Origin of the sequence: Massilia alkalitolerans DSM 17462, assembly GCF_000427785.1 — a bacterium.
GTDB lineage: Bacteria > Pseudomonadota > Gammaproteobacteria > Burkholderiales > Burkholderiaceae_D > Telluria > Telluria alkalitolerans.
In genome coordinates, this window is sequence record NZ_ATYR01000021.1 from 1 (window position 1) to 23213 (window position 23213).

The 23213-nt window shown below is 64.4% G+C and carries 20 protein-coding genes and 1 pseudogene; 17 read left to right on the forward strand and 4 right to left on the reverse strand.

What is annotated here, in order from left to right; genetic code table 11:
* Positions 1–205: pseudogene (locus YWC_RS33585) on the reverse strand (IS110 family transposase); the annotation flags it as partial.
* Between the two features lie 147 nt (positions 206–352).
* On the opposite strand from YWC_RS33585, the gene YWC_RS0118455 reads away from it, so the two are divergent.
* The 10 genes from YWC_RS0118455 to YWC_RS31700 all read left to right on the forward strand — a co-directional run bounded on the left by YWC_RS0118455 (position 353) and on the right by YWC_RS31700 (position 12437).
* On the forward strand, positions 353–931 hold the full coding sequence (locus YWC_RS0118455; protein WP_027866716.1) for a helix-turn-helix domain-containing protein: 579 nt from the start codon (positions 353–355) through the stop codon (positions 929–931).
* On the forward strand, positions 928–1455 hold the full coding sequence (locus YWC_RS0118460) for a GNAT family N-acetyltransferase (RefSeq protein ID WP_027866717.1): 528 nt from the start codon (positions 928–930) through the stop codon (positions 1453–1455). The genes YWC_RS0118455 and YWC_RS0118460 overlap by 4 nt, the downstream gene beginning before the upstream one ends.
* Positions 1456–1755: 300 nt before the next feature.
* Positions 1756–2907 carry a sensor histidine kinase gene (locus YWC_RS0118465; protein ID WP_229413137.1) on the forward strand — a complete coding sequence of 384 codons (1152 nt, stop codon included), beginning with the start codon at positions 1756–1758 and terminating at the stop codon, positions 2905–2907.
* A gap of 13 nt (positions 2908–2920) precedes the next feature.
* On the forward strand, positions 2921–3316 hold the full coding sequence (locus YWC_RS0118470; RefSeq protein ID WP_027866719.1) for a response regulator: 396 nt from the start codon (positions 2921–2923) through the stop codon (positions 3314–3316).
* A gap of 418 nt (positions 3317–3734) precedes the next feature.
* On the forward strand, positions 3735–5441 hold the full coding sequence (locus YWC_RS0118480) for a RecQ family ATP-dependent DNA helicase (RefSeq protein ID WP_027866720.1): 1707 nt from the start codon (positions 3735–3737) through the stop codon (positions 5439–5441).
* A gap of 27 nt (positions 5442–5468) precedes the next feature.
* Positions 5469–6533 (forward strand): ligase-associated DNA damage response exonuclease, encoded by a 1065-nt coding sequence (locus tag YWC_RS0118485; RefSeq protein WP_027866721.1) that lies wholly within the window; start codon positions 5469–5471, stop codon positions 6531–6533.
* The gene (locus YWC_RS0118490; RefSeq protein WP_027866722.1) at positions 6526–8160 is read left to right on the forward strand and encodes an ATP-dependent DNA ligase; all 1635 of its coding nucleotides are present in this window, start codon (positions 6526–6528) and stop codon (positions 8158–8160) included. Before YWC_RS0118485 ends, YWC_RS0118490 begins: the two co-directional genes overlap by 8 nt.
* A complete protein-coding gene (locus YWC_RS0118495) occupies positions 8157–10619 on the forward strand; it encodes a ligase-associated DNA damage response DEXH box helicase (RefSeq protein WP_027866723.1) in 2463 nt (820 codons plus the stop codon). Before YWC_RS0118490 ends, YWC_RS0118495 begins: the two co-directional genes overlap by 4 nt.
* Entirely contained in the window at positions 10616–11266 is a 651-nt protein-coding gene (gene pdeM, locus YWC_RS0118500; protein WP_027866724.1) for a ligase-associated DNA damage response endonuclease PdeM, read from the forward strand. Before YWC_RS0118495 ends, pdeM begins: the two co-directional genes overlap by 4 nt.
* Positions 11267–11354: 88 nt before the next feature.
* Positions 11355–12437, forward strand: a complete 1083-nt coding sequence (locus tag YWC_RS31700; RefSeq protein WP_051306557.1) for an outer membrane lipoprotein — start codon at positions 11355–11357, stop codon at positions 12435–12437.
* 206 nt (positions 12438–12643) lie between these two features.
* Here YWC_RS31700 and YWC_RS0118510 read toward each other — a convergent pair whose 3' ends face one another.
* From YWC_RS0118510 to YWC_RS0118520, 3 genes are all read right to left on the reverse strand, one after another.
* A complete protein-coding gene (locus YWC_RS0118510; protein WP_027866725.1) occupies positions 12644–13438 on the reverse strand; it encodes a Crp/Fnr family transcriptional regulator in 795 nt (264 codons plus the stop codon).
* A gap of 387 nt (positions 13439–13825) precedes the next feature.
* Entirely contained in the window at positions 13826–14470 is a 645-nt protein-coding gene (locus tag YWC_RS0118515) for a response regulator (protein WP_027866726.1), read from the reverse strand.
* A gap of 123 nt (positions 14471–14593) precedes the next feature.
* On the reverse strand, positions 14594–15061 hold the full coding sequence (locus YWC_RS0118520; protein ID WP_027866727.1) for a universal stress protein: 468 nt from the start codon (positions 15059–15061) through the stop codon (positions 14594–14596).
* A 369-nt stretch (positions 15062–15430) separates the two neighbouring features.
* Here YWC_RS0118520 and YWC_RS0118525 point away from each other — a divergent pair, with 369 nt between their 5' ends.
* The 7 genes from YWC_RS0118525 (at position 15431) to asd (ending at position 22919) form a co-directional block, all read left to right on the forward strand.
* A complete protein-coding gene (locus YWC_RS0118525; RefSeq protein ID WP_027866728.1) occupies positions 15431–16300 on the forward strand; it encodes a protein phosphatase CheZ in 870 nt (289 codons plus the stop codon).
* Positions 16300–18201 (forward strand): chemotaxis protein CheA, encoded by a 1902-nt coding sequence (locus YWC_RS0118530; protein WP_027866729.1) that lies wholly within the window; start codon positions 16300–16302, stop codon positions 18199–18201. Before YWC_RS0118525 ends, YWC_RS0118530 begins: the two co-directional genes overlap by 1 nt.
* Positions 18202–18447: 246 nt before the next feature.
* Positions 18448–19848: a 3-isopropylmalate dehydratase large subunit gene (gene leuC / locus YWC_RS0118535; RefSeq protein ID WP_027866730.1), complete on the forward strand. Its 1401-nt coding sequence runs from the start codon at positions 18448–18450 to the stop codon at positions 19846–19848.
* Between the two features lie 37 nt (positions 19849–19885).
* Complete coding sequence (locus YWC_RS32180) at positions 19886–20008, forward strand: lipoprotein (protein ID WP_084416485.1); 123 nt, start codon at positions 19886–19888, stop codon at positions 20006–20008.
* A 28-nt stretch (positions 20009–20036) separates the two neighbouring features.
* A complete protein-coding gene (gene leuD / locus YWC_RS0118545) occupies positions 20037–20684 on the forward strand; it encodes a 3-isopropylmalate dehydratase small subunit (protein ID WP_027866731.1) in 648 nt (215 codons plus the stop codon).
* 14 nt (positions 20685–20698) lie between these two features.
* Positions 20699–21769, forward strand: coding sequence for a 3-isopropylmalate dehydrogenase (leuB, locus tag YWC_RS0118550; RefSeq protein ID WP_027866732.1), 1071 nt, complete (start codon positions 20699–20701; stop codon positions 21767–21769).
* Between the two features lie 22 nt (positions 21770–21791).
* Positions 21792–22919, forward strand: a complete 1128-nt coding sequence (gene asd / locus YWC_RS0118555; RefSeq protein ID WP_084416486.1) for an aspartate-semialdehyde dehydrogenase — start codon at positions 21792–21794, stop codon at positions 22917–22919.
* The last annotated feature ends 294 nt before the right edge of the window (positions 22920–23213 follow it).

Below are 23213 nucleotides of genomic sequence, written 5' to 3' on the forward strand. Positions count from 1 at the left end.
GGCCCACGTCGCGAAGCCGCCGTGCCCAATAGTGGGCACCACCACAGCTCTCCATGCCGATCAGGCAGGGCTCGATACGCGTGAAGAACTCCATCATTTCCCTACGCTTGAGCTGCCGTTTTACTCGAACCTCACCTTGCTCACCTATGCCGTGGACCTGGAACGCATCCTTTGCCAGGTCGATGCCAATTGTCGTAATCTTCATGATGACGCCCCCCTCGATGTCGTGGTCAGTTGACACTTCCACTTTGGCACATCGATGCCGTTTCGGGAGGGGGCGTCCATCCCATTGCCTTTTTTTATGGTCGCGATATCCAGTTTACCGGATGTTTAAATCCATTATAATGGATTCATGGACATCAACGAACTGATCTCCCGCCGCGTGCGGACCCTGCGCGAGGAACGGGGCTTCTCTCTGGCCACCCTTGCCGAGTTGAGCGGCGTAGGCCGCTCGACCATCTCCCTGATCGAGCGCGGCGAGAGCAGCGCCACCGCCACGGTGCTCGACAAGCTGGCCACCGCCCTCGGCGTCCCGCTGGCGGCGCTGTTCGAGGGGGGCGGCGAGGGCGACACCCCGCCTTCGCCGCTATCGCGCGCCGCGGAGCAAGCGGTATGGACCGATCCGGTCAGCGGCTACCAGCGCCGCCACCTGTCTCCGGCGGCGCCTTCGCCGATCCAGCTGGTCGAGGTCGTGTTCCCGGCCGGGCAGCGCGTGGCTTTCGATACGGCGATGCGCGACGCCGACATTCAGCAGCAGGTATGGATGATCGACGGAGAGATGGACATCACGGTCGGCGACGCCCGCTGGCAGCTGGCGGCAGGCGACTGCCTGGCGATGCGCGTGGACCGCCCGGTCAGCTTCCACAACCCCGGCGCCAGGGATGCGCGCTACCTGGTGGCGCTGGTGACGTCGAACCGGAGGAACCCATGAGCGAATACCCGATTGTGCGGCGCCTCGGCGCCGGGGAAGCCGCGGCCGCCGTCGAGGCGCTGGCGGACGTGCTGGTCGATTGCGTCGAAGGCGGCGCTTCCGTGAGCTTCATGCTGCCGCTGGCGCGCGACAAGGCGCTGGCCTTCTGGCGTAGCGTGGCCGACGGCGTCGCACGCGGCGAGCGCGCCTTGCTGGTGGCCGAAGACGGCGCGGGCCGGATCGTCGGCACCGTGCAGCTCGTCATGGCGATGCCTGACAACCAGCCGCACCGGGCCGACGTCGCCAAGATGCTGGTGCATCGCCGCGCGCGCCGCGCCGGGGTCGCACAGCAGCTGATGGCGGCGCTCGACGTGGTGGCGAAGGAGGAGGGGAAAACCGTGCTGGTGCTCGATACGGTGACGGGTGGCGACGCCGAGCGCCTGTACGAGCGGGCCGGATGGCAGCGCGCCGGCGTGGTGCCGAAGTTTGCGCTCATGCCCGACGGCGCATTCTGCGCGACGACCTTTTTCTACAAGCATCTCTAGCATTGCCCTGCAAATCGCCGCGAAAAATTGATAGGCTTGTTTTCCTCTTATCGCCACCCGATTAAAAAGCCTGAGAAAATGTTGTCGAATCAGGGCGGGAATTTACGGGCCAATATTGTACAGGTGTTTTTCCTTATTTAACATGTAATTCCCGCCTAATTCAGAATTGCCCGATAAAGAAACTGCCATATCAAATGGGTGTTAATATGAATTTCCGCTCTAGGTGAATCTCGCTGAATCGGCAATATAAAGGTATTTCTCATGATCCAATATGGATTAAGCCGTTTCATCGAAAATAACATGGAGCCCATCATGCAGGCGTGGGAGGATTTTGCGCGAACGATCGAGCCGCCGGCCCTGACGATGGACGATGTCGAACTGCGCGACCATGCCAAGCAAATGCTGCATGCCTTTGCTGCCGATCTGGCAACACCCCAATCCGAATACGAGCAGATCGCCAAGTCGCGCGGGCTCGGAAAGCGTGGCCCCGACGATACGGCCGCTGAAACACATGCCGAGGCGCGCCTTTTGTCGGGCTATACGGTTGTCCAGCTCGTCTCCGAGTACCGCGCATTGCGTTCGAGCGTGTTGATGCTGTGGGCGGCTGACACGGGAGGGCATCAGCGCAGCGATCTTGCCGACATTACCCGTTTTAATGAAGCGGTCGACCAAGCGCTGGCTGAATCGATTGCCCGCTACGAATTCATGGTCAAGCAATCGCAGAACATGTTCCTTGCGATTCTTGGACACGATCTGCGCAATCCGCTCGGTACCGTGGTCTCGGGATCGAGTTTTCTTATGCAAGCGGTCGACCTGCCGCCGAAATACATTCTGGTTGCAACACGGATGTTCAATAGTGGGAAACGCATGAGCAAGTTGATCAATGACTTGATCGATTTCACGCGCACCCACCTCGGTCCCGGCATCCCTATCCGCGTCAAGCAAAGCAGCCTGGTCGGGCTGTGTGAAGAGGTCGTCAACGAGGCACGCACCTTCCATCCCGAGCGCTCGATCAATCTGCAGGTGCCAGGGAAGCTTGACGCCATCTTCGATGAGGGGCGCCTGGCGCAAGCGCTGTCGAATTTGATCGGCAACGCGATCCAGTACAGCGGCCTGGATTTACCTGTGAGCGTCCGGCTTGCCAGTGATGGCGATCATGTGAGCATCTCCGTGACCAATCGAGGAGAGATCATCCCTCCAGAAAAGATGGCAAGCATTTTTGATCCCATGGTACGCATCGCGTCGCACGCCAGCCACATGGAGCATGACTATACGGAGCGCACCAGCCTGGGTATCGGTCTCTACATTGCCCGCGAGATCATCCATGCACATGAGGGGAAGATTCACGTCACGTCCAATCCGGAAGATGGAACGACGTTCACCGTGACAATGCCTCGCTTGCCGGTGGGATTCAGCCTTCCCGATGCTGTGGCAGATATCAGGATGCGTTGAGACCAAGGCAGCCATGATCGAAGATACCAGCTGCGTAGAAGAAACCGACAAACTTGCAGGACCTCGCTTCATAACCCTGGTCGTCGACGACGAGCCAGATCTTGCGAATATAACGGGAGAATTGCTGACCTGCCACGGCATCGATGTCCGGGTGGTTTACTCGGCGCGTGAAGCACTCGATCTCCTGAAAGCGAATGCGGATATCAATGCGGTTTTTTCCGACGTAATGATGCCCTGCATGAACGGGCTTGATCTCGCAGAAATTGTCGCCGACGCTTACCCGTCTGTCAAAATGGTGTTGACGTCAGGATTTACTGCGCGTGCCTATTGGGAGCAGCACACTCGCCGTTTTCCTTTCGTCGAAAAACCTTATTCAATCGATACGGTCATCCGGCTTTTGACGTCATAAAATATACGGACAGGCGCGAAGGGAGAAACTTAGCGATGTTCGCCGTTCAATGCAGGCGGCACATTCAGCTACTGCCATTCAGTGAAAAGCAAGCAGCAGGGAACCGGTCAGCGCCTCGGTCTCGAACAGCAGCCAGGTGGCCGCACTGGCCAGTGCCAGGTGGACTGCGGTCCAGGTCATTGGGTGACGGCGTGCCATGATGAGACTCCTGATCGGTTGAGATGCGTAGTGAGGATGGTGTCATCTTAGTCACTCCTCTCGACGGTAACCATCGGCAAAACCTCCGTGGGTTTGTAGGAGTAAACCTTGTGACATTGTCACGATGAATTTTAGTTATGTGAAAAGTTGAGTTCCTACGGGTGAGGTAGGCTGCGTCCTATATGTGCCGTGATGCGGCGGGCATAGAGTAGCCTCCATCATGACCCGACACGAACCCAAACTCCTGCACCGCGGCCTGCTCGCCGTGCGCCGCAATACCATCCGCCGCCTGCTCCGTTCCACCTTCGGGATCGAACAGCTGCGCGACGGCCAGCAACGCATCATCGATAGCGTCCTCGACGGCAAGGACACGCTGGCGATCATGCCTACCGGCGGCGGCAAGTCGCTGTGCTACCAGATCCCCGCCAAGATGCTCGAAGGGATCACCATCGTCGTCTCACCCCTGATTTCCCTGATGAAGGACCAGCTCGAAAAACTCGAAGAACTGGGCATCCGTTCGGTCCAGGTCAACAGCAGCCTCAACGCCGAGGAGGAAGCGGCCGCGATCGAGGCGATCGCCAGCGAAGCCTGCGAGATCGTGTTCTGCACCCCGGAACGCCTGGTCTCGCCCGAATTCATCGCCGTGCTCCAGCAGGTCACGCTCGACATCGTTGTGGTCGACGAAGCCCACTGCATCTCGCAATGGGGGCACGACTTCCGCCCGGCCTACATCGGCCTGTCCGCCGCCCTCGACGCCCTCGGCAAGCCGCCGGTGCTGGCCCTGACGGCGACCGCGACCGACGAGGTCATGGCCGACATCGGCAAGCAGCTGGGCCGCAAGCTGAACGTCATCAACACCGGCATCTACCGGCCGAATCTGCATTACAGCGTGATCCAGGTGACCAATCCCCAGGAAAAGCTGATGCAGGCACGCAAGCTGGTGCAGGAGACGGAAGGAACCGGCATCGTCTACGCCGCCACCGTCAAGATGGCCGAAGAGATGCTGGCGGTGCTGGAAGAGGCCGGCGAATCGGTCACGATCTACCACGGCAAGCTGTCCAGCGCCGAGCGCAAGCTGAACCAGGACCTGTTCATGGACGGCGAGCGGCGCGTGATGGTCGCCACCAATGCTTTCGGCATGGGTATCGACAAGAGCGATACCCGCTTCGTGATCCACCTGCAGATTCCCGCCAACCTCGAATCCTATTACCAGGAATCGGGCCGCGCCGGACGCGACGGGCTGGACGCCAGCTGCACGCTGCTGTTCCTGCAGGACGACAAGCGTATCCAGCAATTCTTCCTGGTCAAGCACTATCCGGCGGCGGCCGAGCTGCAGACGGTCTATACCGTCGTGCGCGAGCTGGCGCAAGAGGCGCCTGTCACCACCGCGCGACTGGAAGAAGCGCTGGAAGAGGCGGGCGAAGCCAAGCTCAAGGTGTGCATCAAGCTGCTCAAGGACGGCAAGTTGCTGCGCCAGAACCGCAAGCTCGAGTACGTGTTGGCCAAGGGGGAGCCTGACCCGCAAGTGTTCGGGCAACTGGCGGAGGTATATGTTCAGAAGGCTGAACGGGACCGCGAAGCGCTCGAGCAAATGGTAGGCTATGCGGTAAGCGGATTCTGTCGCTGGAAGCTGTTGCTGGATTACTTTGGCGACGAAGTCGAGGGCTTCGAGAAGTGCTGCAAGTGCGACAACTGCCTGAACCCGCCGGCGCTGGCGCTCGAAGAAATCGAGATCCGCGACGACGAGTTCGACCGCGAACCGGCGCCCGCGTCTTCCGGCCCGAAGTTCGAGGTCGGCAGCCGCGTCAGGGCGCCGAAGCATGGCGAGGGCGTGATCGTCGCCGTTGCCGGAGACCAGGTGACACTGGAATTTCCCGACCAGGAAGAACCGCGCACCTTCCTGGCCGAGTTTCTCGAGCCGGCTTAAGGCGCGCATTTTATGTGAAGGGACCGCATGGGGGACATGGTCGTCGTCCGCAAGGAAGGCTTGTATTGCGTACCTGGAGGGTTCTACATCGATCCCTGGCGCCCGGTCGACCGGGCCGTGATCACGCATGCCCACGGTGACCATGCGCGCTATGGTCACGGGCATTACCTGGCAGCCGCGCCCGGCGTGGGCGTGCTCACATCGCGCCTGGGCGACATCCACGTGCAGGGCCTGGAATACGGCGAAACGATTACCCATAATGGTGTCACCATCTCGCTGCACCCGGCCGGCCATGTGCTTGGCTCGGCGCAAATCCGCATGGAGTGCGGCGGCGAGGTCTGGGTCGCGTCCGGCGACTACAAGGTGGAGCCGGACAAGACCTGCGCGCCCTTCGAGCCGGTGCGCTGCGACACCTTCATCACCGAATCCACCTTCGGCCTGCCGATCTACCGCTGGGACCCCGAGCAGCAGGTCATCGACGAGATGAATGCCTGGTGGCGCCGCAATGCCGAGGAAGGGCGCTGCAGCGTGGTGTTCGCCTACGCGTTTGGGAAGGCCCAGCGCATCCTGTCGCGCCTGGATGCGTCGATCGGGCCGATCGTCTGCCATGGAGCGGTGGAGCCGCTCAACCGGGTCTATCGGGTAGGTGGGGTCGAGCTGCCCGAGACCGTCATGGTGGGCGAGATCGACAAGGCGGCCTTGCGGCGCGCGATCGTGATCGCGCCGCCGTCCGCCAGCGGCTCGCCCTGGATGAAGCGCTTCGGCGACTACAGCGATTCCTTCGCCAGCGGCTGGATGCTGCTGCGCGGCGCACGGCGCCGGCGCGGCGTCGACCGCGGCTTCGTGCTGTCGGATCACGCCGACTGGCCCGGCCTGATGAGCGCCATCAAGGCTACCGAAGCCCAGCAGATCATCGTCACCCACGGCTCGATCCCGACCATGGTGCGCTGGCTGTGCCAGAACGGGCTGGATGCCAAGGGCTTCGATACCGAGTACGGCGACGAGGAAGAGGACGAGGCAAGTCCTCCGGCCGGCGCGGCGGCGAACAAGGCGCCGAAGGAAGGGGAAGCGGAAGGAGCGCCCGATGCGTGAATTCGCCCGCCTCTACGCCGAACTCGACGAAACCACCTCCACCACCCGCAAGCTCGACGCCCTGCAATCCTATTTCTCGCACGCCGCCCCCGAAAACGCGGCCTGGGCCGTGTACTTCCTCGCCGGCGGCAAGCCACGGCAAGCCGTACCGACGAAATTGCTGCGCCAGTACGCGATCGAGTACGCGGGCCTGGACGAGTGGCTGTTCGACGAGTCCTACCATGCGGTGGGCGACATGGCCGAGACCATCGCCCACATCCTGCCGCCGCCCACGCGGCGCAGCGACGTCGGGCTGGCCGAGTGGATGGAGCAGAGGATCGGCCCGCTGCGCGGCGCCGACCCGGGCACGATCAGGGAGGCCCTGTATGCGGCCTGGGATGAACTCGACTGGCGCGAACGCTTCCTGTTCGTCAAACTGATCGGCGGAGGTTTCCGGGTCGGCGTATCGCGCCTCCTGGTGACACGCGCGCTGGCGGCGATTGCGGCGGTCGACAGCAAGCTGATCGCCCAGCGGCTGATGGGCTGGACCGACAACTCGGTGCGGCCGACCGCCACCAGCTTCCTGCAGCTGATCGCCGCGCAGTCCGATGAAGAACACACCCTGCGCGGCGGCCAGCCCTATCCCTTCTTCCTGGCGCACCAGCTGCAGGGCGAACCCGCCGCGCTGGGGGAAATCGACGACTGGCAGGTGGAGTGGAAGTACGACGGCATCCGCGCCCAGCTGGTGCGCCGCGGCGGCCAGAACTTCCTGTGGTCGCGCGGCGAAGACCTGATCACCGAGCGCTTTCCCGAGCTGGCCAATGTGCGCATCCCGGAAGGCACGGTGCTCGATGGCGAAGTCCTGATCTGGCATCCCGGCGTCGATGCGCCTGCGCCCTTTGCCGACCTGCAGAAGCGCATCGGCCGCAAGACCCTCAGCGCCAAGCTGCTCAATGAACTGCCGGCGGTGCTGTGCTGCTACGACCTGCTCGAATTCGGCGGCGTCGACCTGCGCGCGCTGCCCCAGCACGAGCGGCGCGCGCTGATGGAAACCGAGGTGGCGGCGATCGACCTGCCGCAACTGCGGCTCTCGCCCGTGATCCGGGCCGACAGCTGGGAAGTGCTGGCCAGCTTGCGCAGCGAATCGCGCGAGCGCGGCGTGGAAGGCATGATGCTCAAGGCGAGGAGCGCCCAGTACGGCGTGGGCCGCACCAAGGACGTCGGCACCTGGTGGAAGTGGAAGGTCGATCCCTACACGGTGGACGCGGTGCTGATCTACTCCCAGGCCGGCAGCGGCCGCCGCGCCTCGCTCTACACCGACTACACTTTCGCGGTGTGGGACGGGGAGGGCGGGGAACGCAAGCTGGTCCCCTTCGCCAAGGCCTATTCCGGGCTCACGGACGCCGAGATCCAGCAGGTCGACAATGCGGTGCGCAAGACCACCATCGAGAAATTCGGGCCGGTGCGCTCGGTGAAGCCGACCATGGTGTTCGAGATCGGCTTCGAGGGCATCGCCCTGTCGACGCGGCACAAGGCCGGCATCGCGGTGCGCTTCCCGCGCATCCTGCGGCGCCGTTTCGACAAGCCGGTAGAGGAGGCCGATACCCTCGACACCTTGAAAGGCCTGCTGGCCGCGGCTGGTGCATGAGCAAGAATCCTGTCACCGAACGCATCGACGCCTGGTTCGCCGCGCGCGGCTGGACCGTGTTCCCCTTCCAGCGCAAGGTGTGGAAAGCGGCCTTGAAAGGCCAGTCCGGCCTGCTGCATGCGAATACCGGCGCCGGCAAGACCTTCGCCGTCTGGTTCGCGGCCCTGCAGCGCGCCGGCCTCAAGACCGGCCGCCACACGGCCGGCCTGCGGGTGCTGTGGATCACCCCGATGCGCGCCCTGGCCGCCGACACCATGCGCGCGCTGGAAGAGTCCGCTGCCCAGCTCATGCCCGAGTGGCAGGTAGGCGCGCGCACCGGCGACACCGGCTCGGCCGAGCGCGCGCGCCAGTCGCGCAAGATGCCGGCCACCCTGGTGACCACGCCCGAGAGCCTGTCGCTGATGCTGAGCCACGCTCAAGCCGCCGAGCAGTTCAGGCACCTGGACATGATCGTCATCGACGAATGGCACGAACTGATGGGCAGCAAGCGCGGCGTGCAGGTGCAGCTGGCGCTGGCGCGCCTGCGCCGCTGGCGCCCGGAACTGCTGGTGTGGGGCGTCTCGGCCACCATGGGTAACCTGGACCTGGCGCGCCACGTGCTGCTCGGTGGCGACGAGGGCGTGCTGGTCGAGGGCGATATGCGCAAGAGAATCGAGGTGGACTGCCTGATTCCGGAGAACGTGGCGCGCTTCCCCTGGGGCGGCCACATGGGCCTGCAGATGCTCGGTCCGGTGATCCGCGAGATCGAGCTGCACGAAGCGACCCTGGTGTTCACCAATACCCGCGCCCAGTCGGAGATCTGGTACCAGAACATCATCGACGAGCGGCCCGACTGGGCCGGCATCGTCGCGCTGCACCACGGCTCGCTCGACCGCGAGGTGCGCGAATGGGTCGAGATGGGGCTCAAGAAAGGCGAGCTGAAGGCGGTCATCTGCACCGCCAGCCTGGACCTGGGCGTGGACTTCCTGCCGGTCGAGCGCGTGCTGCAGGTGGGCAGCGCCAAGGGCATCGCGCGCCTGCTGCAGCGCGCCGGGCGCAGCGGCCATGCGCCGGGGCGGGTCTCGCGCGTGACCCTGGTGCCGACCAACAGCCTGGAACTGCTGGAGGCGGCCGGCGCCAAGAAGGCGGTGGCGGCGCGCCGCATCGAGGGGCGCTACGTGCCCAACAAACCCTTCGACGTGCTGGTGCAGCACCTGGTGACGGTGGCGCTGGGCGGCGGTTTCATTTCCAGTGAGCTGTACCAGGAAGTCAGGCGCGCCTGGTCATACCGCAACCTGGACGAGGAAGAATGGCAATGGGCACTCGATTTCGTCGCGCGCGGCGGCCAGAGCCTGCTGGCCTATCCGGAATACCGGCGCGTGCTGCCGGACGAGGAGGGCGTGTACCGGGTGCCGGATACGGCGATCGGACGACGCCACCGCATGGGCATCGGCACCATCGTGTCCGATTCCACCATCTCCGTGAAATACATGAGCGGGGGCCGCATCGGCAGCGTCGAGGAATCCTTCATCTCACGCCTCAAGCCCGGCGACCACTTCCTGTTCGGCGGGCGCATCCTGGAATTCGTGCGCGTGCACGAGATGACGGCGTTCGTCAAGCGCGCCACCAGCAACCGCGGGGCGATTGCGCGCTGGCAGGGCGCCAAGATGCCGATGTCGTCCGAACTGGCGCATGCGGCGCTGGAAGAGCTGCGCCTGGCGTCCGAAGGCATCTACGACAGCCCCGAGATGGAAGCGCTGCGGCCGCTGATCGAGATCCAGTGCCGCTGGTCGGCATTGCCGACCAGCGAGACCCTGGTCATCGAGAGCATGAAGAGCCGCGAAGGCTGGCACCTGTTCGTCTATCCCTTCGCGGGGCGCTCGGTGCACATGGGACTGGCCTCGCTGTTCGCCTATCGGATCGGCCGCATGCAGCCCTCGACCTTCTCGATCGCGATCAACGATTACGGCTTCGAGCTGCTCGCGCCCGAACCGGTGGACTGGTCCCGCATCTTTGCCGCGGAAATGGGTTCCGAGGTGGATCTGTTCAGCACCGACTGCCTGCTGGAAGACGTGCTGGGCAGCCTGAATGCGACCCAGCTGTCACAGCAGCGCTTCCGCGAGGTGGCGCGCATCGCCGGCCTGGTGTTCCAGGGCTATCCCGGCCAGCCGAAGTCGAACCGCCAGCTGCAGGCCTCGTCTTCGCTGTTCTTCGAGGTCTTCCGCAAGCACGATGCGGGCAACCTGCTGCTCACCCAGGCCCAGCGCGAAGTGCTGGAGCAGGAGCTGGAGCTGACGCGCCTGCGCGAGACGCTGGTCGAACTGCACGGGCGCCGCGTCGCTTATCGCGAGGTCAAGCGCGCCACGCCTTTCGGCTTCGCGCTGATGGTCGAGCGCTTCCGCGAGAAGGTCAGCACCGAGAAGCTGTCCGACCGCGTGGCGCGCATGGTGCGCGAACTCGAAAAGGCGGCAGCGGCATGAGCAGCGTTGCAGTCCGTGTCGCCGGCGAGACGCTCCTGCTGCTGCCGCAGAAGGCGCTGTACTGGCCGCATGAAAAGATGCTGGTCATTGCCGACATCCATTTCGGCAAGGCGGCGGCCTTCCGCGCCCTCGGGGTGCCGGTGCCGCGTGGGACCACCACCGAGAACCTGGCAGGGCTGGACGCCCTGGTCGAGGCGCACGGTGCGCGCCACATCGCATTCCTGGGCGACTTCCTGCATGCGCGCGCCGCCCATGCCAGCGCCACCCAGCAGGCCATGCTGGCCTGGCGCGAGCGCCGCCGCGACTTGCAGCTGACGCTGGTGCGCGGCAACCACGACCGCCACGCGGGCGACCCGGCCGCGGCGCTGGGCATCGACCTGGTGGACGAGCCGCACGCGCTCGGCCCCTTCGCCTTCTGCCACCACCCGGATCTCGCCACCCCGGGCTACGCCCTGGCCGGCCACATCCATCCGGTCTACGTGCTGGCGACCCGTTTCGATGCGCTGCGCCTGCCGTGCTTCGTGGTCGGGCAGGACCGCATGATCCTGCCGTCCTTCGGCGCCTTTACGGGTGGCCATGCGATCCGCCCGGAGCCGGGCGACAGCATCTATGTGACATCCGGGGACGCCGTCCACTGCGTACGATAGCGTACCGACCCCTTGTCGTGCCCGAGCGACAATTCCCTGCAGATAAAAGGTGATCCTGTACTGCCAATCGACAAGGGGAGGCGAAGCCATGGTTTTCAGTAAGCTGCTGCAGGCCGCGTTCGCTGCGGCAATGATGCTTGGACCGGTCCTGACGGGTAGCGCTACCGCCCAGGCCCAGCAATACCAGAACCGCGCCTATGGGCCGGTCATCAACGGATTCAACGTGGAAGAAGTACGCCGCCTGACGCCCGGCGTCGAGCTGCATTTCGACCTGTACGGCAGCCCCGGCGGCATCGCGACCCTGCGCATCGACGGCGCCACCCGCAACCTGAACCTGACCGAAGTCGAGCCGGGCCAGTACACCGGCACCTATACCATCGGCACCCACGACCGCATCCGTCCGGAAAGCGGCGTCACCGCCAACCTGCGCCTGGGCAACCAGGTTGCCACCAATCTGCTGAGCGAATCGCTGCTGCAGCCAAACGCGCCGCGCCAGCAGCGCGGCCAGCTGGCGACTAACCTGGCAATCGAGCGCTTCAACGTACAGGGCAGTCCGGATCTGAGCCCGGGTAATGAATTGCGCTTCACGGTGTTCGGCACGCCAGGCGGCCGTGCCGAAGTGGCGATTGCCGGCGCCCGCGGCGTGTTCTTCCTGCCGGAAGTCCGGCCGGGCGAGTACGACGGCGTGTATACCATCCGCAACGCCGACCGCATTGCCCCGGACAGCCGCGTGACCGCCACCATCCGCGCCAACGGCCGTACCACCACCTCGGTGCTGGGCCGTCCGCTGCTGGCGGGTGCGCGCGTCAGCGAACCGCGCCAGGCGCGCTACTGCACCAACTGCGCCACCGTGGAGGCGGTCAATGTGATCGAAGTGTCGGGTAATGGCAACTACCTGGGTACCGCGGGCGGCGCCGTCATCGGCGGCCTGCTCGGCAGCCAGGTCGGCAGCGGCAGCGGCCGCACCGCGGCCACGGTGGCCGGCGCAGTGGCCGGCGGCCTGGCAGGGCGCAATGTCCAGCGCAACATGAACCGCGACCAGCGTTATGAAGTCATCGTGCGCTATGCGAACAGTGGCGCGACCCAGACCCTGCAGTTCGAGAACGATCCGGGCTTCCGCCAGGGCGACCGGGTGCGGGTGAACAATGGGGTGTTGTCGCGGGATCAATGACGCTACACCACTTCTATATCGTAGGGTGGGCAGGTTTCCTGCCCACGCGGTGATAGTTAGCAGTTGAAACTACCCGCAGGCAGATCTCGCCGGGTTTGAACGCGTGGGCGGCAAAGCCGCCCACGCTACGAAAGCAACACCACGTATAGAACCAAGGCCGGAGCCCTCGCGGGCACCGGCCTTGTTGTTTTTTAGCTACGAGCTGTTCAGGCAGTGGCCAGCACTTGGTCGTCGCCCGGCTGCTCGCTCTCGGCCTTCTGCTTGGCGCCACCCTTGGTGCGCGAGCGCGAAGGCGGCAGGCGGCGCAGGGTCTTGAGCGCTTCGGCGTCCTTGATGCCGATGGTGCGCTGGTCGACGGTGATCAGGCCGATCTCGTTGAAGGCCGACAGGGTGCGGCTGACGGTTTCCAGGGTCAGGCCGAGGTAGCTGCCGATCTCGTGGCGGGTCATGCGCAGGTTGAACAGCTTGCTCGAGTAGCCCATCGCGGCGAAGCGGTCGGCCAGCGAGACCAGGAAGCGGGCCACGCGCGCTTCTGCCGAGAGGGCGCCGAGCATGCCGATCATGGTCTGCTCGCGCACCAGCTCGCGGCTCATGACGCCGTACATCATGTTCTCGAGCTCGGCGTGGACGCGGCCGAGGGCGGTGAGTTTCTTGAACGGCAGCAGGATCAGGTCGCAGTCGGACAGGGCCACCGCTTCCGAGGCGTAGTGGCGGGTGTGGATGCCATCCACGCCCAGCATGTCGCCCTTCATCGGGAAGCTCAGCACCTGTTCGTTGCCGAACTCGTCGATGAGTACGGTTTTCAGGAAACCCGAGTTGACGATGTACAGGGTGTCGAAGGCCTGGCCGATGGTGTGGACGCGCTGGCCGGTCTTGAACTGGACATGCTGGAACAGCAATTCTTCGGAGGTCACCGAGACACTGGCCGGGATGCGGAGCAGGTCGCAGACTTCCTTGAGATTGGACCAGAGGCGTCCCTGGCGCTGGCGGCCGGCTTCCATGGGGGAGTGCATGGTCGGCTGGGTGACGTTGCGTTGTTCTGACGTTGGCTGGGACTGCATGCTCATCTCCAGGTGAAAGACTCAGGGTTTCGGCGACCACGGGGCGGAGCAGCGGGCTCACGCTGGGACTTGGATCGCAAGCAAGTCGAAACGCTGAATTCAGTATGCCAACACGAGTCCGGCACGGATATCAGCGATGGCTGAATATGTAGGTAGGAAGGCTGACAGGCTTGTAGGAATAATCTGACCCCTGATGTTGAACTACAGAGGAAGAGGTCAGCGAGGCGCTGTAGGAGGAGTGGCAGTGCGAGGGGGAGGTGGGTGCCCCCCTGGCGGGGGCCACCTGCGGCACAAAACCGCTGGTGGCGTGTCTAAGACTTCTTAATCCTAGGCTTTCATCGGGGACAACAGCCGGTGCGCCACGGCGTACTGGACCATTTCCGACAGCGAGCTCATGCCCATCTTCTGCATGATCCGGGTCTTGTGGGTGCTGACCGTCTTGACCGACAGGTGCAGGCTGTTGGCGATTTCGGTGATCGACTTGCCACCGACGAGGTGCGAAAACACCTCGAATTCACGGTCGGACAGCTGTTTATGCAACAGCTGTTCGTTCGGTGCCATGATATTGAGTGCCAGCTGCTCGGCCACTTCGGTACTGATATAGGGACGTCCCGACGCCACCTTGCGGATCGCGCCCACCAGCTGGGTGCCCGCGCTTTCCTTGGTGAGGTAGCCCTGGGCGCCGGCGCGGATCGCCCGCACCGCGTACTGTTCTTCCTCGTGCATGGTCAGGATCAGAATCGCCAGCTTGGGCGCCTCGCTGCGAACCTGGCGGATCAGGTCGACGCCGCTACGGCCCGGCATCGACAGGTCGAGCAGCAGCAGGTCGAAGCCGCCCTGGCGTACCTGGGCCAGCACTTCGAAACCGTTGGTCGCCTCTCCGGCGATCTCGATATCCGGCGCACCATCGAGGATGCGCTTGAGTCCTTCGCGCATGATCGTGTGGTCGTCGGCAATGACGATGCGAATCATAAAACCATCCTTCTCGGTGAAAGCAACGATGACCTAGGGAAGCACTGATTCAGTGCTTCCCAATGCAGGCTAACACAGGACGGCAGTGGCATCTGTCGTACTTTCTTCACGCCGACCGCGTTGTCAAGCAGGTGCGGGCTCACTGATCAGGCGGTGCACCAGCACCGGCTTGGTCGTGTGCGACAACACCTTGTTGGTGACGCTGCCGAGCAACAGCTGGCCCCAGCCGCTGCGGCCGTGCGATCCCATGAAGATCAGGTCGCAGCCTTCCTGCTCGGCGATATCGACGATCTTGAGGGCCGCGGTGTCGGAAAACGCGGTCATGCAACTGTGCTTCAGGCCGGCGCCAGCGCAGGAGCGCATGATTCTTCCCATGTACTCCTCGCCCATGCGGCACATCTGCGCGATATATTCTTCTTCGCTCGGATAGGAGGGCGGAATGATTTCCACGTACACGGGATACTGATAATCGGGCGCGACGAACAGGGCCAGCACCTCGGCGCCCATCTGTTGCGCAAATTTGACGCCGGCGCAGGCCGTATGCTGCGACACGGCCGAGCCGTCGGTGGTGATCAGGATTTTGCGGTACATGATGACTCCTCCAATGGCCACGCCATTCTGGGGCGTACCGGGCGCGGCGGCGATTGCAAGAACGCAAACTGTTGAGCTTGATCAAACTCTGGGTTCTTATTGCTCGGCAACTGCAGCGCCGTGATAAGAAGAACCATCGAGTTACGAAAAACAACACCTCCCTTGTGTAAACATTCAGGAACCGTGCCATTTAATTGTCGCGGAATTAAGTTTCGCTGTCCATTTTGTTGTGTCTCCGTCGCCGAGATTTACCTGTGGCAACTACGCTGCTACACTCGCATGCAGACTTTGGACCATCCCGGATGGTCGCAGTAAACACTACTGAATACCGCTGATTGCGAACTTATACACCATGGAGAAGCAGGGATTATGACCGACGCCGCTGACGATTTCGACGCACTATTCGAGGAAGTGGCGGCGCAGCGCGCCAACGCTCCTGCCCCGGCGCCGGCGGCCGAGCCCGCACCGGCCCCAGCTGCGGCAGCTGTCGCAGACGAAGACGACCTCGACTCCCTGTTCGACCAGGTATCGGCGGCAAGTGCGCCGGCGATCGCCGCTGCCGCTCCAGTGGCGGCCGCGGCAGCTGCGCCGGCTGCGGCGTCCGTGCCGGCCGTGGCCAGCGACGGCGAACACGCCATGTTCGAACGCCTCGGCGGCATCGTGCGCCTGCTGCACGATTCGCTGCGCGAGCTCGGCTACGACAAGGCGCTGACCGAGGCGTCCTCGGCCATCGTCGACGCCCAGGACCGCCTGGAATACGTCGCCACCCTGACCGAACAGGCCGCCAACAAGGTGCTGAACACCCTGGACGACGGCATGCCGGCGCAGGACCTGCTGTCGAAGCAGGCCAAGGACATGGAAACCCGCTGGGCCGACCTGTTCTCGGGCAAGCTGAGCCTGGACGAATTCAAGGCCCTGGCCGGCGATTCGCGCCAGTTCGCCACCGCCGTGAACGAAGCCACCGAAGCCGAGAAGGCGCGCCTGCTCGAGATCATGATGGCCCAGGACTTCCAGGACATCACCGGCCAGCTGATCAAGAAAGTAGTCAAGATCACCCAGACCGTGGAATCGGAACTGGCGCAGCTGCTGCGCGACAGCGCGCCGGCCGACCTGAAGGAAAAGCTGGCGAAGAAAGAAGTGCCGGCCGCGCCCGCGCCGCTGATGCAGGGCCCGTCGGTGCCGGATACGGCGCTGAACCAGGACAACGTTGACGATCTTCTGGCCGATCTGGGGTTCTAATGGACGATATGCTCAAGGACTTCGTCGTCGAGGCGATGGACCTTGCGGTGAATGTTGAAGAACATTTGCTGCGCCTCGAACGCGATCCGGACAACAAGGAAACCCTGAATGCGGTGTTCCGTTCCTTCCACACGATCAAGGGCGGCGCCGGCTTCATGGGCCTGCCCGCGCTGGTCGCCGCCTGCCACCTGACCGAGAACCTGTTCGACGCCCTGCGCACCGGCGCCGCGCCGGTGACGCCGCTGGCGATCGAAGCCGCGCTCGAGGCCTCGGGCTTCGTGGCGGACCAGCTCAATGACCTGAACAACGGCACCCCGCCGGAAAGCCTGGCGCAAATGCCGGAAGCCCTCGAACGCATCCTGAAGGACGCGATCGAAGGCAAGGGCGCGACCAGCGCGCCGGCAGCCGCGCCGGCGCCTGTGGCCGCACCGGCACCCACCGTGGCCGCCCCGGTTGCGGCAGCGCCGGCCGCCGCCTCGGCTCCGGTTCCGGCCGCTGGCGAAGATGGCCTGGACTGGGTCGGCATGTACAACGCCGTGGTGCCTGCGGGCTCCGCGATTGCGGCCGGATCGGCCGTGGCCGCTGCGCCTGCCGTCGCCGCGCCTGCCGCCGCGTCCGTCGCTGAAGCCACGCCGGCTGCGAAACAGGGCGGCTGGGATGGCGTCGATCGCCGCCAGAACGACAAGGTCGCCGATGCGCGCGCCGCCGCGGCCCCGGCCAAGGACGAAAGCATCCGTATCGATGCGGTCAAGCTCGACGCGCTGCTGGAAGTGGCGGGCGAATCGGTGCAGGCCGCCAACCAGGCCGCCGTGCTGCTCGAGCGCCTGCAGCAGTTCAAGTTCGAAGGTCCGGCCGCCGCCCTGATGGCAACGCTCACCGAGACCCTGGAACGCGCCTCGCGCTACTCGGCCGAACTGCAGCGCGCCACGCTGGCGACCCGCATGCAGCCGGTGGGCCGCCTGTTCCAGAAATTCCCGCGCCTGGTGCGCGAACTGGCCAAGGACCTCGGCAAGGACGTCGAGCTGACCATCGAAGGCGCCGAGACCGAAGTCGACCGCGTCGTGGTGGACAGCCTGTACGACCCGCTGGTGCACATGCTGAGGAACGCCCTGGACCACGGCGTCGAGTCGCCGGAAGAGCGCGTCGCCGCCGGCAAGCCGGCCAAGGCCTTCATCCTGCTCAAGGCGTGGCAGGAAGCCAACAGCGTCATGATCGTGCTGCAGGACGACGGCAAGGGCATGGACCCGGTCAAGCTGCGCCGCAAGGCGATCGACAAGGGCCTGATCGGCGAGAACGGCGCCCCCAACGACGACGACGCCTACCAGCTGGTGTTCCTGCCGGGCTTCTCGACCAAGGAAGTGGCTTCCTCGGTGTCGGGCCGCGGCGTGGGCATGGACGTGGTCAAGACGGCGGTCGAAAAGAACCGCGGCGCGATCCGCATCGATTCTTCGCTCGGCCATGGCACCAAGTTCGCGATCCGCCTGCCGATCGAACTGTCGATCGTCCCGACCATGCTGGTGTCGACCTCGGGCGCCTCGCTGGCGCTGCCGATGGCCGTCGTCGAGCGCGTTGTCGAGCTGCCGGAAGAGTTCCAGTGCGTGGGCGGAGCCCCGGTGCTGAAGGACCAGGGACGCCCGCTGCCGGTGCGTTCGCTGGCCCTGGCGCTGGGCTACGAAGCCTGCTCGGAACGCGTCGGCATCGTCATCAACGCCCCGCAGCCCTACATCCTGGCGGTGAACGCCGTGGACGGCACGGCCGACCTGGTGATCAAACCGATGACCGCGCTGTCGGTCGAAGGCATCACCGGTACCGCGCGCTCGGCCGAAGGCGAACTGGTGCTGGTGGTCGGCCTGTCCTTCCTGATGGACGGCGGCCGTTCGAACGTGCGCCTGGCCGCGTAGGTAATTACCGCAGTGCGCAAGGCGGCCAGTGCGCCGCTCTGTGACAAAATCGCATACAAAAGCCTGAGCTTCCCCGCTCAGGCTTTTTTTTATTTGCATGCTGAGTTGTCTATGCAAATAATATTTGCATACTTTCGACTTGATTGGCAGAAAAATGCGTTGCCCCGGCTTGGTGCGGCAGTGCACAATTATGGCATAATCAAAAATCGTCCCCGCATAAGGGGTACCGCGTTCACCGGATAGACCATGCAAAAAACGCTCTACGACAAACTCTGGGATTCCCATGTCGTGCGTGCCGACGCCGATGGCACCACAGTCCTCTATATCGATCGCCACCTGGTGCACGAAGTCACCAGTCCGCAAGCCTTCGAAGGCCTGCGCGAAGCAGGGCGCGGACTATGGCGTACCTCGGCCAACCTGGCCGTGGCCGACCACAACGTGCCGACCACCGACCGCGCCCACGGCATCGCCGACCCGACCTCGCGCCTGCAGGTCGAAACCCTGGACGGCAACGCCAGGAGCTTCGGCCTGACCTACTTCGACATGAACGACAAGCGCCAGGGCATCGTCCACGTGATCGGCCCGGAGCAGGGCGCCACGCTGCCCGGCATGACCGTGGTCTGCGGCGACTCGCACACCAGCACCCATGGCGCCTTCGGCTGCCTGGCGCACGGCATCGGCACCTCGGAAGTCGAACACGTGCTGGCCACCCAGACCCTGCTTGCCAAGAAATCGAAATCGATGCTGGTGCAGGTCGAGGGCGAACTGCCGCCGGGCGTGACCGCCAAGGACATCGTGCTGGCCGTGATCGGCAAGATCGGCACCGCCGGCGGCACCGGCTACGCCATCGAATTCGGCGGCTCGACCATCCGCGCCCTGTCGATGGAAGGCCGCATGACGGTCTGTAACATGGCGATCGAAGCGGGCGCGCGCGCCGGCATGGTCGCGGTGGACGACACCACCATCGACTACGTCAAGGGCCGTCCGTTCTCGCCCAAGGGCGAGCAGTGGAGCCAAGCGGTCGCCTACTGGCGCACCCTGCACTCGGACGAAGGCGCCGTGTTCGACACGGTCGTGGAGCTCGACGCAGCGGAGATCCGCCCGCAGGTCACCTGGGGCACCTCGCCCGAGATGGTGGTTTCCGTGGACGGCCGCGTGCCCGATCCGCGCGAGGAAAGCGACGCCGTGCGCCGCGGCGCCATCGAAAAGGCCCTGGCCTACATGGACCTGGCGCCGAACACCCCGATCGACCAGATCAAGATCGACAAGGTCTTCATCGGCTCCTGCACCAACTCGCGCATCGAAGACCTGCGCGCCGCCGCCGAGGTCGTGCGCGGCCGCCGGCGCGCCGCCAACGTCAAGCTGGCGATGGTGGTGCCGGGCTCGGGCCTGGTGAAGGAGCAGGCCGAGCGCGAAGGCCTCGACCGCATCTTCAAGGAAGCCGGCTTCGAATGGCGCGAGCCGGGCTGCTCGATGTGCCTGGCCATGAACGCCGACCGCCTGGAGCCGGGCGAGCGCTGCGCCTCGACCTCGAACCGCAACTTCGAGGGACGCCAGGGGCAGGGCGGCCGCACCCACCTGGTCTCGCCGGCCATGGCCGCCGCCGCGGGAATCGCCGGCCACTTTGTCGACGTACGCGCCTTCTAGAGCGTTAATACCGTTTTAACCGTACTACAGGAACATCATGAAGAAAATAATCGCACTCACCCTGACCGCCATCGTCCTCACCGGCTGCAACACCATCTCGGGCATTGGCAAGGACGTGCAGAAGGTCGGCCAGGTCGTCACCAGCGCCGGCGGCAAATAACATTCTAGAAAAGGGAGCCGGAGCGGCCATGGATAAATTCACCGTACACGAAGGCGTGGTGGCGCCGCTGGATCGCGCCAACGTCGACACCGACGCCATCATTCCGAAGCAGTTCCTGAAATCGATCCGCCGCACCGGCTTCGGCCCGAATCTATTCGACGAGTGGCGCTACCTGGACCACGGCGAGCCGGGCCAGGATTGCAGCACCCGCCCGCTCAACCCGGACTTCGTGCTGAACCAGCCGCGCTACGCGGGCGCCTCGATCCTGCTGGCGCGCAAGAACTTCGGTTGCGGCTCCTCGCGCGAGCACGCGCCCTGGGCCCTGCAGCAGTATGGCTTCCGCGCCATCGTGGCGCCGAGCTTCGCCGACATCTTCTTCAACAACTGCTACAAGAGCGGCCTGCTGCCGATCGTCCTGTCGGAAGAAGAGGTGGATGGGCTGTTCAAGGCGGTGGAGGCGAATCCGGGCTTCACGCTGGTGGTGGACCTGGAAAAGCAGCGCGTCGGCACCCAGGACGGCAGCATCTCCTACGGCTTCGCCATCGACGACTTCCGCAAGTACTGCCTGCTGAACGGCCTGGACGACATCGGCCTGACCCTGCGCCATGCCGACGACATCCGCGCCTTCGAGCAGCGCCACCTGGCAGCCCAGCCGTGGCTGGCCAACACGATCTGATAAAGAGAGACCGCATGAAAATCGCAATCCTGCCGGGTGACGGCATCGGCCCGGAGATCATGGACCAGGCGGTCAAGGTCCTGAACGCCCTCGGCGAGCCCTTCGAGATGGAAAGCGCCCAGGTCGGCGGCGCCGGCTACGCGGCCCACGGCCACCCGCTGCCGGAAGGCACGCTGAAGCTGGCGAAGGAAGCCGACGCGGTGCTGTTCGGCGCCGTCGGCGACTACAAGTACGACACGCTCGAGCGCGCGCTGCGCCCGGAGCAGGCCATCCTCGGCCTGCGCCGCGAACTCGGCCTGTTCGCCAACCTGCGTCCGGCCATCCTGTACCCGGAACTCGCGGGCGCCTCGACGCTCAAACCCGAGGTCGTCTCGGGCCTGGACATCCTGATCATCCGCGAGCTGACCGGCGACATCTATTTCGGCAAGCCGCGCGGCGTGCGCGAATGCCCGGACGGGCCATTCGCCGGCCAGCGCGAGGGCTTCGACACCATGCGCTATGCCGAAGGCGAGATCCGCCGCATCGCCCACGTGGCTTTCCAGGCCGCGCGCAAGCGCGACCGCCGCGTGACCAGCGTCGACAAGGCCAACGTGCTGGAAACCTTCCAGTTCTGGCGCGACATCGTCACCGAGGTGCACAAGGAATACCAGGACGTCGAGCTCGAGCACATGTACGTCGACAACGCGGCGATGCAGCTGGTGCGCGCGCCGAAGAAGTTCGACGTCATCGTGACCGGCAACATGTTCGGCGATATCCTGTCGGATGCCGCCGCCATGCTCACCGGTTCGATCGGCATGCTGCCCTCGGCCTCGCTCGACGCCAACAACAAGGGCCTGTACGAGCCCTCGCACGGCTCGGCGCCGGACATCGCCGGCCAGGGCGTGGCCAATCCGCTGGCGACCATCCTGTCCGCCGCGATGATGCTGCGCTTTACGTTCGGGCGTACCGAACAGGCCGACCGCATCGAGAACGCGGTCAAGCGCGTGCTGGCCCAGGGCCTGCGCACCTCCGACATTTACGAAGCAGGTACCAATAAGGTCGGTACCGAAGACATGGGCAACGCGGTCGTCGCGGCCCTCCAATAATTCACATTCCAAGGAAAGCAAAATGAAACTAGTAGGCCTGGTTGGCTGGCGCGGCATGGTGGGCTCGGTCCTGATGCAGCGCATGCAGGAAGAGGGCGATTTCGACCACATCGAGCCGGTGTTCTTCACCACCTCGAACCCGGGCGGCGCCGCGCCGAAGATGGCGAAGAACGAAACCACCCTGAAAAGCGCGACCGACATCGCCGAACTGTCCAAGTGCGAGATCATCATCTCCTGCCAGGGCGGCGACTACACGACCGAAGTGTTCCCGAAGCTGCGCGCCAGCGGCTGGAACGGTTACTGGATCGACGCCGCCTCGACCCTGCGCATGAACGACGACGCCGTCATCGTGCTCGACCCGGTCAACAAGGAAGTCATCAAGAACGCCATGTCGCGCGGCGTGAAGAACTTCATCGGCGGTAACTGCACCGTGTCGTGCATGCTGATCGGCCTGGGCGGCCTGTTCGAGCAGGGCCTGGTCGAATGGATGACCTCCATGACCTATCAGGCGGCATCGGGCGGCGGCGCCCAGCACATGCGCGAGCTGCTGACCCAGTTCGGCACCATCAACGGCGCCGTCAAGCCGCTGCTGGACGACCCGGCCTCGGCCATCCTCGAGATCGACCGTACCGTGCTGGCAACCCAGCATGGCCTCTCCCTTGATGAAACCAAGCAGTTCGGCGTGCCGCTGGCCGGCAACCTGATTCCGTGGATCGACAAGGACCTGGGCAACGGCCAGTCGAAGGAAGAGTGGAAGGCCGGCGCCGAGACCAACAAGATCCTCGGCCGCGGCGAAGGTTTCGGTTCCAGGGCGATTCCGGTGGACGGCCTGTGCGTGCGCATCGGCGCAATGCGCTGCCACTCGCAGGCGCTGACCATCAAGCTGACCAAGGATGTGCCGCTCGACGAGATCAACGACATCATCGCCTCGCACAACCAGTGGGTGAAAGTGGTGCCGAACACCCGCGAAGCCTCGATGCGCGACCTGTCGCCGGCCGCCGTCACCGGTGGACTGGGCATCCCGGTCGGCCGCCTGCGCAAGATGTCGATGGGTAATGATTACCTGTCGGCCTTCACCGTCGGCGACCAGCTGCTGTGGGGCGCGGCCGAGCCGCTGCGCCGCATGCTGCGCATCGTGCTGGACAAGTAACCGTAGGGTGGGCGGGTCTCCCGCCCACGCGGTGATAGGCGACGGCAAGATCATCGAGCTCGACGACGGAACCACGACCAATCACCGCCCCTCACCGTGTTGGCAGCCTTGCCACACCTGCTGTAATAGTGCTAAGCGCTTGTAATCAAACGCTATCGAACACTCCCCGCATCGGTCATTCTGGCCACATATCTCCAGCTCCCTCGACAAGCTTGTGCGCTGGGAGCTTGCATGCTCCAGAGCATGATGATATGTTGAGACTCCTGGGAAATCGTCTTTCCTCTGGCCAACTTT

What these genes read in the sequence shown, in the direction of transcription:
- YWC_RS31700 (WP_051306557.1), top strand. Translation starts at nt 11,355, where the DNA reads ATGGTTTTCAGTAAGCTGCTGCAGGCCGCGTTCGCTGCGGCAATGATG.
- YWC_RS0118455 (WP_027866716.1), top strand. Translation starts at nt 353, where the DNA reads ATGGACATCAACGAACTGATCTCCCGCCGCGTGCGGACCCTGCGCGAG.
- YWC_RS0118515 (WP_027866726.1), bottom strand. Translation starts at nt 14,470, where the DNA reads ATGATTCGCATCGTCATTGCCGACGACCACACGATCATGCGCGAAGGA.
- YWC_RS0118460 (WP_027866717.1), top strand. Translation starts at nt 928, where the DNA reads ATGAGCGAATACCCGATTGTGCGGCGCCTCGGCGCCGGGGAAGCCGCG.
- YWC_RS0118470 (WP_027866719.1), top strand. Translation starts at nt 2,921, where the DNA reads ATGATCGAAGATACCAGCTGCGTAGAAGAAACCGACAAACTTGCAGGA.
- leuD (WP_027866731.1), top strand. Translation starts at nt 20,037, where the DNA reads ATGGATAAATTCACCGTACACGAAGGCGTGGTGGCGCCGCTGGATCGC.
- pdeM (WP_027866724.1), top strand. Translation starts at nt 10,616, where the DNA reads ATGAGCAGCGTTGCAGTCCGTGTCGCCGGCGAGACGCTCCTGCTGCTG.
- YWC_RS0118480 (WP_027866720.1), top strand. Translation starts at nt 3,735, where the DNA reads ATGACCCGACACGAACCCAAACTCCTGCACCGCGGCCTGCTCGCCGTG.
- asd (WP_084416486.1), top strand. Translation starts at nt 21,792, where the DNA reads ATGAAACTAGTAGGCCTGGTTGGCTGGCGCGGCATGGTGGGCTCGGTC.
- YWC_RS0118530 (WP_027866729.1), top strand. Translation starts at nt 16,300, where the DNA reads ATGGACGATATGCTCAAGGACTTCGTCGTCGAGGCGATGGACCTTGCG.
- YWC_RS0118525 (WP_027866728.1), top strand. Translation starts at nt 15,431, where the DNA reads ATGACCGACGCCGCTGACGATTTCGACGCACTATTCGAGGAAGTGGCG.
- YWC_RS0118490 (WP_027866722.1), top strand. Translation starts at nt 6,526, where the DNA reads ATGCGTGAATTCGCCCGCCTCTACGCCGAACTCGACGAAACCACCTCC.
- YWC_RS0118495 (WP_027866723.1), top strand. Translation starts at nt 8,157, where the DNA reads ATGAGCAAGAATCCTGTCACCGAACGCATCGACGCCTGGTTCGCCGCG.
- YWC_RS0118510 (WP_027866725.1), bottom strand. Translation starts at nt 13,438, where the DNA reads ATGGAAGCCGGCCGCCAGCGCCAGGGACGCCTCTGGTCCAATCTCAAG.
- leuC (WP_027866730.1), top strand. Translation starts at nt 18,448, where the DNA reads ATGCAAAAAACGCTCTACGACAAACTCTGGGATTCCCATGTCGTGCGT.
- YWC_RS0118465 (WP_229413137.1), top strand. Translation starts at nt 1,756, where the DNA reads ATGGAGCCCATCATGCAGGCGTGGGAGGATTTTGCGCGAACGATCGAG.
- YWC_RS32180 (WP_084416485.1), top strand. Translation starts at nt 19,886, where the DNA reads ATGAAGAAAATAATCGCACTCACCCTGACCGCCATCGTCCTCACCGGC.
- YWC_RS0118520 (WP_027866727.1), bottom strand. Translation starts at nt 15,061, where the DNA reads ATGTACCGCAAAATCCTGATCACCACCGACGGCTCGGCCGTGTCGCAG.
- leuB (WP_027866732.1), top strand. Translation starts at nt 20,699, where the DNA reads ATGAAAATCGCAATCCTGCCGGGTGACGGCATCGGCCCGGAGATCATG.
- YWC_RS0118485 (WP_027866721.1), top strand. Translation starts at nt 5,469, where the DNA reads ATGGGGGACATGGTCGTCGTCCGCAAGGAAGGCTTGTATTGCGTACCT.